The sequence below is a fragment of the Streptomyces sp. NPDC056169 genome (assembly GCF_042268445.1).
In the GTDB taxonomy this organism is placed as follows: domain Bacteria; phylum Actinomycetota; class Actinomycetes; order Streptomycetales; family Streptomycetaceae; genus Streptomyces.
On sequence record NZ_JBHJUO010000018.1, the window covers coordinates 90,817 to 107,940 of the forward strand.

Below are 17,124 nucleotides of genomic sequence, written 5' to 3' on the forward strand. Positions count from 1 at the left end.
TTCACGTGGTGCTCGTTCCTGTGGTGCGGGGGGTCGCGTGGGTGAGGCGGGGGTCGGCGTGGGTGTGGCGGGCGTCGGTGGTGTGGGGGAACTGAGCGGCGACCTGCGCCGCGTACGTGTCGAGGCCCTCGGCGCCGCTGCCCGGCAGTCCCGTGAGCCTCGGCAGCAGATCGCCGAAGGCGTTGACCTCGCCCACCGCGAAGCGGCGCCAGCCGGTGGCGGGCAGCAGGTCGACGCCCACGCACCGGGTGCCGGGGAAGGCGGCGGCGGCCCGCTCGCACACGCCCAGCGCGTCCTCCCACCGTCCGCCTGCCGCGGCGATCGCGGCCCGGGCCGCGGCCAGGTCGCCCCGGGCGCCGCCCAGATGCAGATTGGTCATGGGGGAGCGGCTGGTGCGGACGACGGCATGGGTGGCCCGGCCGTCGATCACCACCACTCGCAGGTCGGCGGCCCGCCCGTCCTGCGTGGCCTTCGGCAGCCAGCGCTCGACGTGCAGCCCGTCGGGGGCGAGGGCGTCCACGATCGCGGCGATCTCCCGCTCGCTCGTGTAGCGCCGTACTCGCAGGGAGTTGAAGAGGCGTCCGTCCGGGCCGCGCTCCACCGAGGTGGTCGCCTGGATCCTGCCCGCGCCGTTCGTCTCCACCGCGAGCACCCCCGAGGCGGACGAGCCGTGTGCGAGCTTCACGAACATCCGCCGCAGCCCGGCCGTGTCGAGCAGCGACCGGAGGTCCGTCCAGCCGCCCACGGCCGGTGCGTCGGGGCCGGAGGTCGGCGAATCGGGCACCGGCACACCGGCCGCCCGCAGCCGGCCGTGGCTCAGCCGCTTGTCGAACAGGACCGCGAGCTCGCCGGGGTCGTCGACCAGGGACGCACCCGCCTCCGCCACGGCCCCCGAGAGCTCGGAGACGGCGGCGGTGAACCGGGTGTACCAGTGACCGGAGCCCTCGACGCGGGCCGGGTCGTCGACCCCGCGCAGCAGCCGGTCGGCCTCCGGATCCTCACCGGGGGAGTCGATGCGTACGGTCTCGCCGGCGGCGAACCGCGCCCGGCCGCCCAGCACGTCAGGCCAGGACACCACCCGCGCCCCGGGGAGCCCGGCGGACCGCAGCGCGTCCTGGAAGAACGCGACGCGGCGGCCCGCCGGATCGCCGACCACGACGAGGCGCGGGGCGGTGGTCATTCGGCTACCGCGACGTACCGGTAGACCCTGTCGCCGTCGTCCTCCGCGTCCTGCGGGTCATCGAGGTCGACCGTGACGCCGTGCGGGGCGAGCGCGGCCCGGACCCGCTCACGCATGGCCTCCGACAGGTAGTGGTGGGAGAGGTCGAGGTGGGTGAGGTGGGTCAGCGGCTGCCCGTCGAGGAGGGCCGCCGCGCCCTCGTCGGTCAGGACGCCCATGGAGAGGGCGAGCCGCTCGATCCGGGCGACGACCGGGGCACCGGCCACGGCCGCGGCGACCTCGTCCTGGATGACGCTGTTGCACAGGCCCAGGCGCCGCAGGGCGGGGAAGCCCGTGCCGGCGAGCAGGGGAGCCAGGTCCTCGACGGTGCTGTCGCCGCCGTACTCGTCGGTGCCGAGCCAGAGTTCCAGGTTCTCCAGGGCGGGCAGCTCGCTGCCGGCGATCCCGCGCACGACCTCGGCGTGCAGGCCGCCCGTCTCGACGACCAGGGTCTCCAGGGCGTCGTGCCGGACCGAGGGGAAGGCCAGCGCCGTGCCCCCGCGCACCCCGAACTCCCGCAGGGCGGGGTAGGCGGCGAGCAGCGGCGTCACATCGGACTGGATGATCCACGAGATCTCGCAGTCCTCGCCCGTCATGTCGCCGAGGAACACCGCGCGCAGGCCGGTGAGCCGGTCGGCGGCGGCGACCAGCGCCGCGACGATGGGGGCGGACGAGTCCTCGTACGCCTCGTCCCAGCCGCCGACGACCAGCGCGCGCACCCGCGCGGGATCGACCGTCTTGAGGAACCGCTCGAACTGCGGCTCCCAGAGCTCGTCCTCGGGCTCGCTGTACGTCGGGGCGGAGATCCGCCAGGCGACGGCGGCCGCGTCGGGCAGCGCGGCGGGCGCGGTCCCGTCCGCGTCGGCACTCGGGAAGTCGAACACGGGAAGGCCGTGGAAAACCTGCTGGTATTTCCCGATGGTCATGGCGGTGCTCCAGACAACGGACGACGTTGATCGGCTGATGCCAAGAGTTCTACCAAGCGGCACCGACAACGCCGTTCGCCGGGGGCCGCTCCACCGGGCTCGGGGCGAGGATCCGACCGATTGTCAGACCCGGCCTCTAGCGTCGTTCTCGTGTTCGGGCGAAGCGCGCCGAACGGGGAGGGGAGAGCCATGTACCGGCAGGGAGACGTGCTGATCGCGCCCGTCGACGAGACGGCCGTACCGGCCCGGGCGAAGGCCGCGGCGGGGGAGCCGAGGGACGCCAGGGGCCGCTTGGTCCTCGCCCTCGGCGAGGTCACCGGGCACGCCCACGCGATTCCCGGACCCGGGCGGCTCGTGCGGGAGTCGGGGCCCATCGGCCCGCTGCTGCTCGAACTGCCCGAGGGCGGCCGGGTGGTGCACGAGGAGCACGCCCCGATAGCCCTGCCCAAGGGCTGGTACCGGGTCGTGCGGCAGCGGGAGTACGTGCCCGGCGCCTACCGGATCGTCGCGGACTGACGACCCGACGGGCGTGAAGGGACGTGAGGGGCTCGACATGGGCAAGGACGAGGACTCGGGGGACATCGGCATGAACATGAACCGCACCACCGCACAGGACACGTGGCGGGCCGTCGCCGCGGCCACCGGACCGGCCGATCGCGCCGCCGCCGAGGCCGGCATCCGGCTCGCCTACCGCACGGCGGGGCTCGCCGAGCCCGCGCGCGTGCTCTGGGCCGACTCGCCGCTCGCGGCGGCAGCGCTCGTCAGGGGGCTTGACGACCCGGGCCGTTCGGTACGGGACGAGGTGCGCACCCGGCCCTGGGCCGATGAGCGGCGGCGCCTCCACGACGAGCTCGGCCCGGCCGGCTGGGCGGCGCACTGGCAGGCGACCGGCGCGGGGCTCTGGGACCTCACGCGGGAGCTCGCCGAGCGGATCCGGGCCGGGGTGACGGAGGCCGCGGCGGAAAGGGTCACCGACGGGACCGCGCGGGAGGCGACCGCCGTGCGGCTCGTGCTGTTCGACGCGGTGCTCGGCCAGCACGACGCCGCCTGGCTCGCCGCGTTCGACGGGCGGGGCGAGCGGCTCGCGGGGCTCGCCGCCGTCGCCCGGCACGCCGGCTGGTGGTGGCCCTACGAGAACGTCGCCGTGGTCTGCGAGCGCCCGGTGGAGCTCCACCGGGACGAGGCCGGGCGCCTGGACCGGGGAGACGGCCCGGCGCTCGCGTACCCCGACGGCTTCGCCCTCCACGCCTGGCGGGGCATGCCGGTGGACGCCGACTTCCTGGCCGATCTCGCCGACCTCACCCCCGAGCTGATACGCGAGGAGGAGAACGCCGAGCTGCGGCGCGTGATGCTGGAGTACTACGGCTACGACCGCTACCTCGCGGAGTCGGGCGCCCGCCACGAGCACCGCGACGAGACGGGCGTCCTGTGGCGCGTCGAACTGGCCGACGACGAGGACGTGGTGATGGTCGAGGTGGTCAACTCCACCCCCGAGCCGGACGGCAGCCACCGCACCTACTGGCTGCGGGTGCCGCCCTCGACCCGGACCGCGCGGGAGGGCGTGGCCTGGACCTTCGGGCTGGACTCCGCCGCGTACGAGCCGCTCGTCCAGACCTGAGCGGGGCCCGGGGCGGGGTCCCGGCTGGTACGGAGAGGTGAAGGGGGCCGCCGGTCAGGAGTGGCGTGCGGGAGGCGACGGCGCCGGGTGCTGGGATGTGCCCGCCGGGGCTCCGGCACCCACCCCTGAAGGGACCGCCTGTGACGACCCGCCAGCACCGGACCGCCCGTACCGCGACGACGACCCGCGCGCCCGTGACGCGCCGCACCGCTCGGCTGCTCGCCGCCACCGCCGTGCTCGGCGGGCTGCTGGCCGGCACGGCGGCCCCCGCCCTGGCCGCCGCGCCCGGGCCGGCCGCTCTCCGCACCGCGGCTCCGGCGGCCGCGCCCGCCACGGTCTCCGTCACCGGGACGGGCCGGGCGTCCGCCGCACCGGACCTGGCGATCCTGTCCGTCGGGGTCGAGGCCGCCCGTAAGACGGCCAAGGAGGCCATGGCGGCGCAGAGCGCCTCGGCCGAGGCGCTCCTCGGCGTGCTGCGCAAGCGGGGGATCGCCGACCGGGACATCCGGACCGACAGCCTCTCGCTCTCCCCGGTGTACACGCAGAGCGCGGACGGGGAGAGCAAGGTGACCGGCTACCAGGCCGGACAGTCCTTCTCCGTGAAGATCCGCGACCTCGACAGCACCGGGCAGGTCATCGGCGCCGTCAACGACGCCATCGGGGACGCGGGCCGGATCAACGGCGTCGTCTTCGACGTCGCCGACCCGTCGGCGCTGCGGACGAAGGCGCGTGAGGCCGCCTTCCAGGACGCGTACGACAAGGCCTCGCAGCACGCGCGGCTCAGTGGACACCGGCTCGGCCGGCTGGTCTCGCTCAGCGAGGGCGACTCGGTGCGTCCCGGCTCCGGCGCGGTGCCCCCGATGGCAGCGGACGAGCCGGGCGTCCCACTGGCCCCGGGCGAGATCGAGGAGCAGGTCACCGTCTCGGCGGTCTTCGAGCTGCTCTGACGCCGCCGAGGTCCGCTCCGGCGGCTACGGGCCGGGCGGCTCCTCCGGCCCGCCGTGATCCCGCGCCCGGTCCCCTTCCCGTGTCCCGTCCTCGTCCGGTGCGCCGCCCCGTGTCTCCTCGGGCAGGTCCAGTCCCAGTTCCCGGGCGAGGGCGGCGTCCGCCCACCGCAGCAGCGTGGCGCGCGAGAGGGAGCCGGCGTACGCCGTCGTCTGGACCGCGAGCCCGTCGAGGAACGCGGTGAGCCGCCAGGCCGCCGCGGTCGGATCCGCACAGCGGAACTCGCCGGCCGCGACCCCCTCCGCGATCACCCGGGCGAGCGCCGCCTTCCACTCCCGGTCCAGCGAGGCCGCGACCTCGCGCAGCTCGGGGTCGCGCAGCGAGGCGGCCCACCCCTCGATCCACAGCCGCCAGCCCTTGGCCTGGCCGGTCGGCGCGTACCAGCGCACGGCGGCGCGCAGCCGGCGGACCGCCGTCGAGCGCCGTCCGAGCAGCTGTCGCAGGCGGGCGAGGTCGCCCTCGGCGGCGTGCGAGAAGGCGGCGCCGACCAGCTGTTCCTTGGTCGAGAAGTGGTAGAGCACGAGGGCGTTGCTCACCCCGAGGGCCGAGGCCACGTCGGAGATCCGGACGGCTGTGACGCCCCGGGCCTCGATCTGTTCGACGGCGGCCCGCAACAGCTCCTCCCGCCGCTCCGCCACGCTCAACCGCACTCTCGCCACGTCGGGCAGCCTACACAGCACATGACGCGGGCATGATCGTCGCGGAGCCCGGCGCGCGGAGCCCGGAGCCCGGCGCGCGGCCTGGGAGCGGCTCGGGCCGGGTCGAACCGGATCGGCCCGGCTCCGACAGCCTCCGACCGGCTCGGACCGGGTCGGGACGGCTCAGTACCAGCCGTAACGCTCGGCGATCAGCGGCAACCGCTCCGCGACCAGCGCGTGCGCCGCGGCGCGCGGGCTCGTGCCGTCCGCCGCCGCCCGGTCGAGCATGCCGCCCACCAGCTCCCGCATGGACCGCCGGACCCGGTCGAAGGCCTGCCCGGCGTCGGCCTCGATGTCGCCGAAGAGCGTCCACCACCACCAGGCGTTGGTGCACGAGTTCACGACCACGTCGGGCAGCACGGTCACCCCGCGCGCGGCGAGGGCCTCCTCGGCCTCCGCCAGGACCGGCATGTTGGCCGCCTCCGCGATCCAGCGGGCCGTGATCCGTCCCTGGTTCCAGGCGTCGATCGCGTACGAGACGGCCGCCGGCACCAGGACCTCCGCGTCGACCGCGAGCCAGGCGTCCCGGGGCTCCTCCCGGTCGCCGGGCCGCAGGGCCGTGCGGTCGACCGCGCCGTGGGCGTCGCGGGCGGCGAGCAGCGCCTCGACGTCGAGGCCGTCGGGGTTCACGATCGTGCCCCGGACGTCGGCGACGGCCACCACCCGCAGCCCGGCCCTGGCCAGGAACCGGGCGGCCGCCCCGCCCATCGTGCCGAGCCCCTGCACCGACACCCGGGTCCCGGCATGCGCCCGCCCGGCCCGGTCGAGGGCGACGAGCACGGACTCGGCGACACCGAGCCCGCCGACCAGTTCGTCGAGCCCGATCCCGTCCACCTCGATCGCGAACGCGTCGGCGAGCCGCTTCCGGGCCGTCGCCTCGTCGTCGAGGAGCGGGTACACCGCCTGCACGGACGAGACCAGCCCGGCCTCGGCCGCGGCCCGGTCCACCAGGTCCTGGGTGAGCCCGAGGTCCTCCCCGGTGGTCCAGAACCGCTCGATGTACGGCCGCATGGCCCGCAGATAGCGCACGAGGACGCCGTACGCCTCGGGGGAGCGGGGATCGCAGTCGATGCCGCCCTTGGCGCCGCCCAGCGGGACGTAGCGGGCCTCGGGGTCGTAGTGCAGGGCCTCCTTCATGGTCATGCCGCGGGCGAGCCCGGTGACCTCGGCCACCGTGCACCCCTCGCGCATCCGCAGGCCGCCGCTGGCCACCCCGCGCACCAGCCGGTCGACGACCAGATGGCCCCGGCGGCCGGTCACGTGATCGGTCCAGTCGACGGACAGCAGGGGGGTGGGGCTCATCGCGGGTCTCCTCGGAGGGGCTGGTGCGGAACGAGGGTTTTACTGAACAGCGATTCAGTATGACCGGCCTTCCCGGCCGTCAGCGGCGCGGGCCGCCCATAATGGAACGACCCCCAGAGATCAGGAGGTCCTGTGACCGGTACCGGCTCCGACCGTTCCCCACGGGCTCGGCTGCGCGCGCTGCGCCCCGAGTCCTTCGGCGCGGACCCCGCGGGCGCGCGCCTCGCCCGCATCCGCCGCTCGCCGAACTTCGCGGACGGGATCTTCCAGAACCCCGAACCGGCCCGCCGCGGGCCCTCGGGCTCCACCCTGGAGTTCGCCAAGATCTACTTCGAGAAGGAAGGACGCGCGCGCCGAGCCCCCACCGGCACGATCCCCGTCCATCCCACCACCGTCGCCGACCTGGCCAAGGCGCCGGTCACCGGGCTGCGCCTCACCTGGATGGGGCACTCCGGCGTCCTCGCCGAGATCGACGGGCACCGGGTCCTCTTCGACCCGGTCTGGGGAGACCGCTGCTCCCCCTTCCCCTTCGCCGGCCCGAAGCGGCTCCACCCGGTGCCCGCGCCCCTCGCGGCGCTCGGCCCGGTCGACGTCGTCGTGATCTCGCACGACCACTACGACCACCTCGACCTGCCGACGATCAAGGCGCTCGCCACCACCGACACCGTCTTCGCGGTGCCGCTCGGCGTCGGGGCGCACCTGGAGCGCTGGGGCGTGGCCGCCTCCCGCCTCCACGAGCTGGACTGGAACGAGTCCACCGAGATCGGCGCGCTGCGGCTCACGGCCACCCCGGCCCGCCACTTCTGCGGCCGGGGCATCCGCAACCGGCAGCACACGCTCTGGGCCTCCTGGGTCGTCCAGGGCCCCGAGCACCGGATCTTCCACAGCGGGGACACCGGCTACTTCTCCGGCTTCAAGGACATCGGCGCCGCCCACGGCCCCTTCGACGCCACCATGATCCAGATCGGCGCGTACTCGGAGTTCTGGACCGACATCCACATGACTCCCGAGGAGGGCATGCGGGCCCATCTGGACCTCCAGGGCGGTGCGGCGTCCGGCGTCATGCTGCCGATCCACTGGGGCACGTTCAGCCTGGCATTCCATGCGTGGGCGGAGCCGGGGGAGTGGACGCGGGACGTGGCGGAGGAGGCTGGCCAGGCGGTGGCGTTCCCGCGGCCTGGTGAGCCTTTCGAGCCGGCGGGGAAGTTGCCGGGGGAGGCGTGGTGGCGGGCTGTGTCCCGTCCGATCGCGCGCCCGTGGCGCCGCCCCCGGGGTGCCGAGATCGAGGCCGAGAAGCGCAGCGACGATCTCGACCTTGCGGGCGAGCGGTGACATCGACCGGGGAAGACCGTGCCGAGGTCGTGCGGATGCTGGAGCGTCTTCCGGCTGAAGGGCGTGATCGTGTGCTGCGGGCCTTGGACGGGGCGCCCCGCGGAGTGCGTTCTGTCGTCGCTCAGCAGTTCAGGCCGTTGCCGACTGCGAGGGGATCGTCGCGAGTTGTGGTCCGAACGCGCATCGTGGACGGCTGAACCGCGGCCTTGAGTACGGGCTGATCGCGGTCTACGACTTACGGGACCTGGCTCACGAGGGCGGCTGTGCCGGTGTGAGCCAGGTCCCGTCCGCGATCGCGAGGTGACGGCGAAGTCCGTCGGTCACTCAGGATCGGCGTAGGACACGTACTTCGGCGACGGCGCGTATCCAGTCATGGTGAACGGCTTGAACTCCTCATCCGTCAACATGCGGTGGACGAATTCGGAGGTGCTCATCCGGTAGGTGTGCCATTCCTCCGTGTGGTCCGTTCGCGCGACGATCGGCCAGTTCTCCGGATCCAGGTCGTTCGCGAGCCAGAAGTACTCGTACCCCTCGGCTGCCGCCCCCGCCCACCTGATGAGCCCCTCTTTCCCGGGGGCGTAGATCCGGTAGGGGTCGTAGACACTCTCGGCCTCGGGAAAGCTATCGAGCGCACGATGGAGCCGCCGCAGGCTGTCGATCACCTCCAGGTGAGTACCGCCCTTCGACGTGTAGAGATACAGAAAGCCATTGAACTCACCCCGGCCGAACACCTCGCACAACTGCTTGAAATCCGCCGGAAGCGGCGTGCCCAGTTCCGACTCCACCGTCGGCCAGTCGACGTGTACGTCTTCCGACCGGCGGCCGACTGCTTCCAGGATCTGCTGGACCCATGACATCTGCACAACGCTCCGCTTCTTGTGGGGGAATCGAAGGTGGCTCCGTCCCCGAGCACGCACCGGTGCTCGGGGACGGAGCCCGTTCTCAGGTTACCGCGACGACCTCTTCCCTCTCATCGAGGTCATGGCACGTTCGGTATCGAAATGGCCTTTGACTGTCCGGTGGTCAGACTGGTCCATCTGATGGAGATGCTGGCCGGGATCGGACTGTCCCCGACGTAGTTGGCATCGGATTGGTAGTAGATCGTCTCACCGGCCTTGACTCGGGCGGCGACCTCGTTCTCGAAGCTCGACATGACCGGGGAGTTCGCCTCGTTGTACAGGGGCACCAGATTGCGCATGTCGGTGCCACTGCCACCGAGTTGCTTGCCGATCAGATGGCCGCGCTGAACGTAGTCGAGTCCCTGCCGGTCAGCATTCTGGCGGCTGTAATAGCCCTTGGGAATCTTCGACCAGTCGATCGGGAACTGGGTACGGGTACCGTAGATCTTCGACGTGACCCCCGGGAACGCGTCCGAACCGTCGTCCTTCTCGTAGTTGTAGTCCCCGGCCGTCAGGCAGGCGCGCCCGCCCTGTGCTCGGCCCTGCCCGTCGAGAGGCAGGTAGTAGATCGCACTCTGGCCCTTGCTGCAGTTGTCCTGCCGCAGAGCCAGGTCGGCGTACGGCCGCCACTCGACGTCCTTGTCCGGAGTGGTGAGGCGTCCGAGGTTGTAGTTGTACTCCTCGCCGATCTCCGACTCACGGGACGCTGTCGACGACCCGTCGAGGTCGAAACCGAGCGTATCGAAGAAGACGTAGGCCGCCGTGCCGATTCCCGACGCCTTGCTGAGGAACCTCAGCGCGCCGGAACCCCCGGACGCCGCCTTGGTGGCGGCGTCGTCCACCTCGTTGGCCGCGCTCTTCAGCCAGTCGCTCGCGGTGTCGGCCACGGTGGAGCAGACGCCGCAGTCGAAGTGTCCGTCGATCTCGACGCTGCTGGCCGGGTTGCCGCCGCCGAAGGCGTACCGGTTTCCGGTGAACGGGTCGTTGCCGAGGTTCATGTCGGCGAGTGCCCCGTTGTACATGTCCCGGGTGGTGAAGCGGTTGAGCCCCGGGTTGTAGTTGCGGAAGCCCATGTCGTAGGTGCCGGACTGGGCGTCCCACCGCTTGGAGTTGAAGCGGTAGGGGTTGTAGGCCTCCTTCGTCGGGTCGGCGGTGTCGGGCTTGTCGATACCGGTGAAGTCGTCCTTGTCGTCCGAGCCGTAGGCGGTGTAGCCGTAGGTGGCCTTGGTGTCACCGTTCTTGTCCGTGAGCGTCTCGACGTCGGTGTGGCTGTTGTAGCCGTAGTAGCCGTCCTCCGACGTGCCGTCGGTGTTGTGCTTGACCTGCGACAGGCGCTCGCCCCACGGGCTGTACTGGTACGACTTGGTGACCTTGCCGGCGACCTCCTCACCGAGCACCTCACCGGAGAGGCCCAGGTAGGTGAAATCGGTCGTCTTCCCGTCCGACGTCTTCGACGACGTGCGGTCCAGCGGGTCGAACGTGTACTTCGTCGACTTCAGTACGCCCGCGCCGTCCGCCTTCTGGGACTCCACGACGTGGTCGAAGCCGTCGTACACGCTCCGCTCGATGACCTTGCCGCCCGCGGTGACCGTCTCGAGACGGCCGAACGGGTCGTAGGTGTAGGTCGAGCTCTGGCCGCCCACGGCGGCACTCTGCAGCCGGTTGCGGTCGTAGTCGTACGTGGTCGTGGTGTTCTTGACCGTCTGGCTGATGACGTTGGCGTTGTCGTCGTGGACGTAGATGTCCGTCCCCGCGCCGTTGCCCGTCTTGACGGTCTTGGTGAGCCGGTCGACCGGGTCGTAGGTGTAGTCCGTCGTGGAGTCGAGGAACGCCGCGTGGTTGTCGGCGTTCATCTTCTTCGCGACGTCCTGCGCCTTGTTGCCGTTGGCGTCGTAGGCGTAGGTGTGGGAGGCGACCAGCGTGCCGTTGGGCTTCTTCTCCGTGGTCGTCTTCTCGGCTCCGTCGAGGAGGTACGTGTGGTCGACGGTGTTGCCGTTGGCCTTGGTCTCCTTCAGCTTCTGGCCGCGGGCCGTGTAGGTGTACGACGACACCTTGGGCGAGGTGTCCGTGGCCGACTTGCCCACGGAGACCGTCTTGACCAGCTCACGCAGGTCGTAGGTGTACTTGGCGAACTGGTCGGGGTGCGTGACGGTGTCGGTCTGGCCGTTGACGTCGTAGGTGAAGGACGTGACCTTCTTCTCCTGGCCGGCCAGCGCCTCGGTCACCTTCTGGACCTGGTTGAGGCCCGTGTACGCGACCGTGTATGCGTCGACCTTCGTGCCGGAGGAGGTGTCGCCGATCGACGTCATGTTGCCGTTGACGTCGTAGGCGTACGTGAAGGAGTTCTTCTCCGTGTCCGTCTCACCGGTGGTGTCCCGGACGAGCTTCACACCGTCCGCGACGACCACGCCACCGCTGCTCTGGGCGAGCTTGAGCTTGGTGTCCTCGCCCTGCTTGAGGCTGTAGGAACCGAGCGACACCCACGTGCCGGCGGACGCGTTCTGGTCCTTCGTCGCCGACGGCTCGGTCGTCGTGCCGTGGGTCAGCGTGTACGTGGCGGCCGTCGCCGCGCCGGTCACCTTCGGGTACTTCACATACGCGGTGTACGTGCCGTCCTTCGGGATGTGCAGGGTCCAGGTGAACGCGTCCGTACCACTGCCCGTTGCGTGCGTGCGGTGGTCGTAGCCGTGCTGCCCGGTGAGGTCGCCCGTTGCCCACGTACCGGTGGAGGAGACGTTCTGGGCGTCCGAGTTGTCGACGAGGACCACGCTCTTGCCGACCGGCACACCGTCGTCCGACTTCGACTTCAGGCTGCCGTCGACGTAGTAGGTCCACGCCATGGTGCGGTCGGAGGATCCGCCCGCCGAGGTGAGCGTGCGCCGCACCTGCTGGCCCATGTCGTTGTAGTCGAACGTGGTGACGATGTCCCACGGGTCCGTGGCGGACTTGGTCCAGCCGTTGTCGAAGTAGGTGTACGTGGTGTCGTTGCGGACCGTCTCACCCTCCGACGGCGGCGAGGAGCTCTTCACCACGCGGCCCACCGCGTCGTAGGTGGTCTCGGTGTAGACGTCCGCCTTGTTGTGACGGGCGTCGTTCGGGTCGTACGGCTGGTACTTCCGCTTCGGACGGTTCAGCTCGTCGTACGTCGTGCGGACCGCGAAGTCGTCGGCGCCGGCCGTGGCCGTGCCGCGCGGGGTGATCACCCGGGTCGTGTTGCCGACCTGGTCGTACTCGAACTTCGTCGAACGCGTCGTGGTGCCCTCACGGGGGACCGTGACTTCGGTCTGCTTGCCGCGCTCGTCGTAGGTGATGGTGGTGGTGTTGTTCTCCTTGTCCGTCGTCGAGACGACGAGGCCGTCCTTGTCGTAGGACTGCTTGGTGAAGTTGCCGGCCGCGTCCGTGACCTGCACGGCCCGGTGGTTCAGGTCGTACAGCGACGAGGACGTGAAATCGTCCGGGTCGGCGGTGGCGTGCTTCTTCGGGTCGATGACCTTGTTGACGTTGCCCACGCTGTCGTAGGCGTAGGTGATCTTGTGGCCCTCGGCGTTCGCGACCGCCGTGAGCTGGTAGATCGCGTCATAGGTGTTCGAGGTCATGTGATCGGTGGCGTCCGACGTCGTCAGCGAGCCCCGGGGCTCGGTGGACGTCTTCAGGTTTCCGACCTTGTCGTAGGTGTACGTCGACGTGCGCGGATCGGTGGTGTTGTTGGCCGGCGCGGTCGCCGACACCACCTGGTCCGCCGCGTCGTAGACCGCCGTGGATACCGCGCCGTTGGGCGCGGTCGACTTGGTCACGTTGTCGTTGGCGTCGTAGACGGGAGCCGGCGAGGTGATCAGCACGCCGGTGGCCTGGTCCTTCGGCTGGCTGGAGACCAGCGGGCGTCCGAACGTGTCGTACGTCTGCGTGGTCTTCTTCCCCAGCGGGTCGACGACCTCGGTGACCTGGCCGCGCTCGTCGTACACGTACGACATCGAGTTGTTCAGCGCGTCCGTGATCTTCGCCGGATAGCCATGGGGTCCGAAGCCGCTGTTGACAGTCGGACGCCCGTTGGCGTCGGTCGCCTTGGTCAGCTGGCCGTAGGAGTCGTACTCGTACGAGGAGGTGTAGTCACCGGCCGTTGTGGTGGCGACGCCCTTGGGGTCGGTGACCGTCTTCAGGTTGCTGAACGAGTCGTACCCGAACTGCCACTTGCGGCCCTCCGGAGAGGTCTTGGTGACGAGGTCCGCCGCGTAGCCGTCCACCCGGGTCCGGTACTCGAATCTCGTCGAGTTCGCCGGGAACACGCCGGGCGCGCAGTCCGAGGACGGCGGGACACCGGCCTTGTTGTTCTCCGCGTCCCGTGACCACAGGGGGTAGCCGGTCTTCTGGTCGTAGCAGTACGCCGCCTTCGCGCCGTTGTTCTCCTCCAGGTAGGTGACGTTGTTGTCCGCGTCCCAGCCCATTTTGGTGACCTGGGAGTTGGCGTTCGTCGTCTGCACACCGCGGCCGAAGTCGTCGATGACGTACTTGGTCGCGTGCGACTCGGCGTCGGTGGCGGTGGTGTCGGTGAACTTGGTGTTGCCGGCGTTCGCGGCGTAGGTGAAGCCCGTGGCGCCCTGGAGACGGTCGGTGATCGTCTTGGTCCACCAGTGGTACTTCGGGTCGTCGCCGGTCTGCGGGTAGTTGTACGTCAGCTGGGTGGCGTTGCCGCGCGGGTCGGTGGCCTTGACCAGCTTGACGTTCTTGTTGCCCTGGGTGGCGTCGTACTCGAAGGCGAACACCTTCGGCTGGGTGGAGCCGGCACCGTTGGTGAACTTGGTGAGCAGGCCCTTGTCGGAGTACTCGAAGGTGGTCTTGCGGCCCCCGATGTCGGCCATCGACTTGATGTGGTCGATGATCTTCGGGTTGTTGCTGTCGGCCTTGGAGTAGTACTCGACCGTCAGCGACTGCCGTCCGGCGGGGTCGGTGATGTACTTGAGGAACTTGGTCGGCTTGTTGTTCGACTTGCGTTCCTCGTAGGTGTACGTCTGCGTGTTGCCGTTCTTGTCGACCAGCGACGTCATGTAGCCGTCGCAGCCGAACAGGAACCGGGTGCCGTCGGGACGGGTCATCGTCCAGGCGTCGGGGACCGGGTCCTTCAGCGGCGTGCAGTCCAGTCCGGCCTTCGCCGTCAGCTTGTAGTGGACGCCCGCCGGGGCCTTCCACGAGCCGTCCGACTGCTCACGGAAGACGTGGGTCGTGCCGTCGCCGTCGGGGAGACGGATCTCGGTCGGGTGCGGCTTCGGATGGAACTCCAGCGGCGCGCCCAGCCGGATCGGGCCGGAGGCCTGGAAGGACCAGCCGTGACCGGAGACGGTGTCGGAGGTGTCGAGGCTGTTGTACGCGAACCGGACGAAGGTGGTGATGCCACGGCCGGGGTTGGTGAACGCGTTGTACGACCAGACCGTATTGCCCGAGGCCAGGTTGTTCATGACGGTCGAGCCGGCGCCGGTGTTCTTGCCCGTGTAGGAGTAGAACTTCTCCAGGCCGAGGCTGTTGGAGGTGGGGTCCTCCACCGCCACGTTCTGCTTCAGGCCCGCAATGCCGGAGGTGCCCGACGTCCACGTGCCGGTCGTCTTGTTGTAGACGTCCCAGGTCAGGACGTAGTCGGTGCGCTTGTTGCCGTTGTCCGAGTTGATCGGGGTCTTCACCACGGCCTGGAGGTCGACGCTGTCACCGGGCGCGACGTTCGCCGGCAGCGCGGTCTGCACCTGGTTGCCGCCGTTGGTGACGTCGGTGCCGTCGGGCAGGGCCCACTTGTAGGTGAGGACGTGGTCGGCCGCGTTCCAGGAGGAGGCGGTGGTGTTGGTGAGGGTGAAGTCGACCGTGTAGTCGGTGTTCGGCGTCATGCGCGCGGGGGTCTGCGGCGCGTAGTACGTCGACTCCGTCGTCGAGTCGATGTACGTGACCACGATGCGCGGACGCAGGCGCTGCTCGGTGCCCTCGGAGGAGAGGAAGAGAGTGCGCTCCTGCGAGGCGGTCTCGTCGGCCATCTTGATGACGACGCCCTGCTGCGAGGCGGGGGTGGTCACCCAGGACTGCGCCAGGGAGGCGACACTCCAGTCGTGGCGGGCCGGGTCGTTCGTCTTCGCGCCCGTGTCGCCCACCACGGCGCCGAAGTCGCCGCCCGGTGCGGTCCAGTTGGCCGTGGCGTTGGCCTTGACCCAGGTGGCGGTGGCCTCGTCGAAGTCACGCGTCAGCGGCCGGAGCTCGTAGACGGCGCCGGTGGTGTCCTGGGCGGTCTGGGTGGACCAGAGGCGGACGTTGGCGTCGAGGACCCGGGCCGTGGCGGGGATGCCGAGGGCCGGGAACTTCAGGACCGCGCGGGTGTCGCCGTAGGTGGCCGAGTTGTTGCCGACGCTGAGCCAGTTCTTCGGCCCGCCGTCGTCGATGGTGTCGTGCGTGAGCGTGGTCCGCAGGGAGGACAGGGTGGTGTCCTGCGTCGCGTCCAGCACCTTGGTCGTCCGGCCGGCCTTGGGCAGGCGGACGAGCTGGGTGGGCGCGGCGACGACCTGGCCGTCCTTCGTCTTGACCGCGACCATGTAGTAGTACGCGCGGCCGTACGGGTCGGGGTCGTTGCCCTTGGTCGGGACGGCCGAGGTGTCCGCGTACGACGTCGTGCCGGGTTCGACCGGGGCGACGAGGGTGGCGGCGGAGGGGGTGAAGGTCTGGCTGATCGAGCGGTGGACCTGGTACTCGACGAGGTCGTCACCGGTCCCGACCGGGTCCTTCTCCTGGTACGCGGACCAGTTCAGCTCGGCGCCGGTGTCGTGGATCGTGGTCGGGGCGGCGAGGTCGACGCCCTGACGGCCGAAGGTCAGGACGAGCCGGGGGTAGTTGGCGGTCTCGCCGCCGTACCCGAACTCGCTGCCCTCGTAGCGCGGACCGCCCTTGGGGCCGTTCGCGGACTCGTCACCGGCCTTGATCACGAAGCCGTTGTTGACGTTCGTGCCGTCGATCCAGGACTGGACGGTCTTGGTGACGGGGAAGGTGTGCCAGGTGTTGAGCTCACCGGGCTGCTTGGTGACGACACCACCCTTGGTGAACCGCACCGCGTCGGCGATCACCGAGGTCGTGGTGGAAGCGGGGCCGTCACCGAGAACGATCTTGCCGAGGGTTCCGGCCTTGAACGGGTGCGAGCCCAGCGTCTTCCACACACCGGCCGTACCGGCCTGCTGGTTGACCGTGTAGGCCTTCGTCCCGCCGTCGTAGGTGACGGTGAACGGCGCGTTCGTCGCACGGTCCGAGGCCGGGACGTTGTGCGCCTCGACCTGGTACGTGCCGTCCTCGGGAAGGCTCGGCTGCCAGGTGTACGAGTCACCCGCGACCGAATCCTTGTTGTACATGTACGTCTGGTTCACCGCGTACTGCGTGTACGCCGTGTTGCCCGACGCCGGCCAGGAACCCACCGCCGCCGTGCGGCCGGCCTCACCGTTGTCCACGAGGACCGAGGTGCCCGACAGCTCACCCGTGATCGCGTTCGCGTTGTTCCAGGTGGCCCCGGACTCGGTCCACGCCTGGGTGGCGCGGTGCGCCTCCAGCTGGACCTCGGTGTCACCCGTGGTGTGGGTCTGGTCGAAGTACAGCCTCAGATCGGCCGAGTCCAGCTTGGTGCCCGCCGGGATGCTGCTGACCGGGAAGCGGATCAGCGCACGCGAGGCGCCCGTGGAGGTGTTGCCGACGGACAGACGCCAGTTGTCGTCGTAGTTGGTCGTCGGACCGTCCGAGGAGATCATCACGTCCTGCGCCGTGGTCGGCGTCGGGGCGATCGAGATCGTCGGGTCGATGGTGACCGGGTACTGCCGCTCCGAGGCGGCCAGCCACTTCGCGTCGGGAGTGACCGTGAGGTTCCAGCCGTGACCGGCCTTCGTCAGCTTCTGGGTGACGTTCCCGCTGTACGCGGAACCGTACGGAGCCTTGACGTCCTTCTTCGCGTCCGTCATGAACGCGGCGGGGATGACGAGGACCGGATCCGCGCCCTCCTCGTAGAAGGAGACCGAGCCGTCCTTGTTCTGCTTCGGCGTCAGCCCGCCCGCGTCCAAGGTGAATGTGAAGGACACCGGACCGGACGGCTTCGCGTCCAGGACGATGTTCTCCTTCACACTCC

10 protein-coding genes are annotated in these 17,124 nt (G+C 70.4%); 4 read left to right on the plus strand and 6 right to left on the minus strand.

Annotated elements, in window-relative coordinates; translation table 11 throughout:
• Position 1: 1 nt before the first annotated feature.
• Together ACFC0G_RS28590 and ACFC0G_RS28595 are read right to left on the minus strand one after the other, a co-directional pair.
• Positions 2–1,180, minus strand: coding sequence for an STM4014 family protein (locus ACFC0G_RS28590; RefSeq protein ID WP_376408275.1), 1,179 nt, complete (start codon positions 1,178–1,180; stop codon positions 2–4).
• Complete coding sequence (locus ACFC0G_RS28595) at positions 1,177–2,145, minus strand: STM4015 family protein (RefSeq protein WP_376408277.1); 969 nt, start codon at positions 2,143–2,145, stop codon at positions 1,177–1,179. The genes ACFC0G_RS28590 and ACFC0G_RS28595 overlap by 4 nt, the downstream gene beginning before the upstream one ends.
• 189 nt (positions 2,146–2,334) lie before the next feature.
• On the opposite strand from ACFC0G_RS28595, the gene ACFC0G_RS28600 reads away from it, so the two are divergent.
• The 3 genes from ACFC0G_RS28600 (at position 2,335) to ACFC0G_RS28610 (ending at position 4,710) form a co-directional block, all read left to right on the plus strand.
• Positions 2,335–2,661 carry a hypothetical protein gene (locus ACFC0G_RS28600; protein WP_376408280.1) on the plus strand — a complete coding sequence of 109 codons (327 nt, stop codon included), beginning with the start codon at positions 2,335–2,337 and terminating at the stop codon, positions 2,659–2,661.
• Between the two features lie 76 nt (positions 2,662–2,737).
• Complete coding sequence (locus ACFC0G_RS28605) at positions 2,738–3,763, plus strand: DUF6745 domain-containing protein (protein ID WP_376408554.1); 1,026 nt, start codon at positions 2,738–2,740, stop codon at positions 3,761–3,763.
• 140 nt (positions 3,764–3,903) lie between these two features.
• Positions 3,904–4,710 (plus strand): SIMPL domain-containing protein, encoded by an 807-nt coding sequence (locus ACFC0G_RS28610; RefSeq protein ID WP_376408283.1) that lies wholly within the window; start codon positions 3,904–3,906, stop codon positions 4,708–4,710.
• 24 nt (positions 4,711–4,734) lie between these two features.
• Here the strand turns inward: ACFC0G_RS28610 and ACFC0G_RS28615 are convergent, their stop codons facing one another.
• Both ACFC0G_RS28615 and ACFC0G_RS28620 read right to left on the minus strand, forming a co-directional pair.
• Entirely contained in the window at positions 4,735–5,427 is a 693-nt protein-coding gene (locus tag ACFC0G_RS28615; RefSeq protein ID WP_376408285.1) for a TetR/AcrR family transcriptional regulator, read from the minus strand.
• A 162-nt stretch (positions 5,428–5,589) separates the two neighbouring features.
• Positions 5,590–6,768 (minus strand): Glu/Leu/Phe/Val dehydrogenase dimerization domain-containing protein, encoded by a 1,179-nt coding sequence (locus ACFC0G_RS28620; protein WP_376408288.1) that lies wholly within the window; start codon positions 6,766–6,768, stop codon positions 5,590–5,592.
• A 132-nt stretch (positions 6,769–6,900) separates the two neighbouring features.
• On the opposite strand from ACFC0G_RS28620, the gene ACFC0G_RS28625 reads away from it, so the two are divergent.
• Positions 6,901–8,100, plus strand: coding sequence for an MBL fold metallo-hydrolase (locus tag ACFC0G_RS28625; RefSeq protein ID WP_376408290.1), 1,200 nt, complete (start codon positions 6,901–6,903; stop codon positions 8,098–8,100).
• A 320-nt stretch (positions 8,101–8,420) separates the two neighbouring features.
• Here the strand turns inward: ACFC0G_RS28625 and ACFC0G_RS28630 are convergent, their stop codons facing one another.
• The gene (locus ACFC0G_RS28630; RefSeq protein ID WP_376408292.1) at positions 8,421–8,957 is read right to left on the minus strand and encodes an SMI1/KNR4 family protein; all 537 of its coding nucleotides are present in this window, start codon (positions 8,955–8,957) and stop codon (positions 8,421–8,423) included.
• A gap of 122 nt (positions 8,958–9,079) precedes the next feature.
• Positions 9,080–16,753, minus strand: coding sequence for a DNRLRE domain-containing protein (locus ACFC0G_RS28635; RefSeq protein ID WP_376408556.1), 7,674 nt, complete (start codon positions 16,751–16,753; stop codon positions 9,080–9,082).
• Between the last annotated feature and the right edge of the window lie 371 nt (positions 16,754–17,124).

Bases quoted from the DNA above. Each gene is read 5' to 3' on its own strand.
- ACFC0G_RS28590 (WP_376408275.1), bottom strand. From the start codon at position 1,180: ATGACCACCGCCCCGCGCCTCGTCGTGGTCGGCGATCCGGCGGGCCGC.
- ACFC0G_RS28595 (WP_376408277.1), bottom strand. From the start codon at position 2,145: ATGACCATCGGGAAATACCAGCAGGTTTTCCACGGCCTTCCCGTGTTC.
- ACFC0G_RS28600 (WP_376408280.1), top strand. From the start codon at position 2,335: ATGTACCGGCAGGGAGACGTGCTGATCGCGCCCGTCGACGAGACGGCC.
- ACFC0G_RS28605 (WP_376408554.1), top strand. From the start codon at position 2,738: ATGAACCGCACCACCGCACAGGACACGTGGCGGGCCGTCGCCGCGGCC.
- ACFC0G_RS28620 (WP_376408288.1), bottom strand. From the start codon at position 6,768: ATGAGCCCCACCCCCCTGCTGTCCGTCGACTGGACCGATCACGTGACC.
- ACFC0G_RS28630 (WP_376408292.1), bottom strand. From the start codon at position 8,957: ATGTCATGGGTCCAGCAGATCCTGGAAGCAGTCGGCCGCCGGTCGGAA.
- ACFC0G_RS28635 (WP_376408556.1), bottom strand. From the start codon at position 16,753: ATGATCTCCTCGGACGGTCCGACGACCAACTACGACGACAACTGGCGT.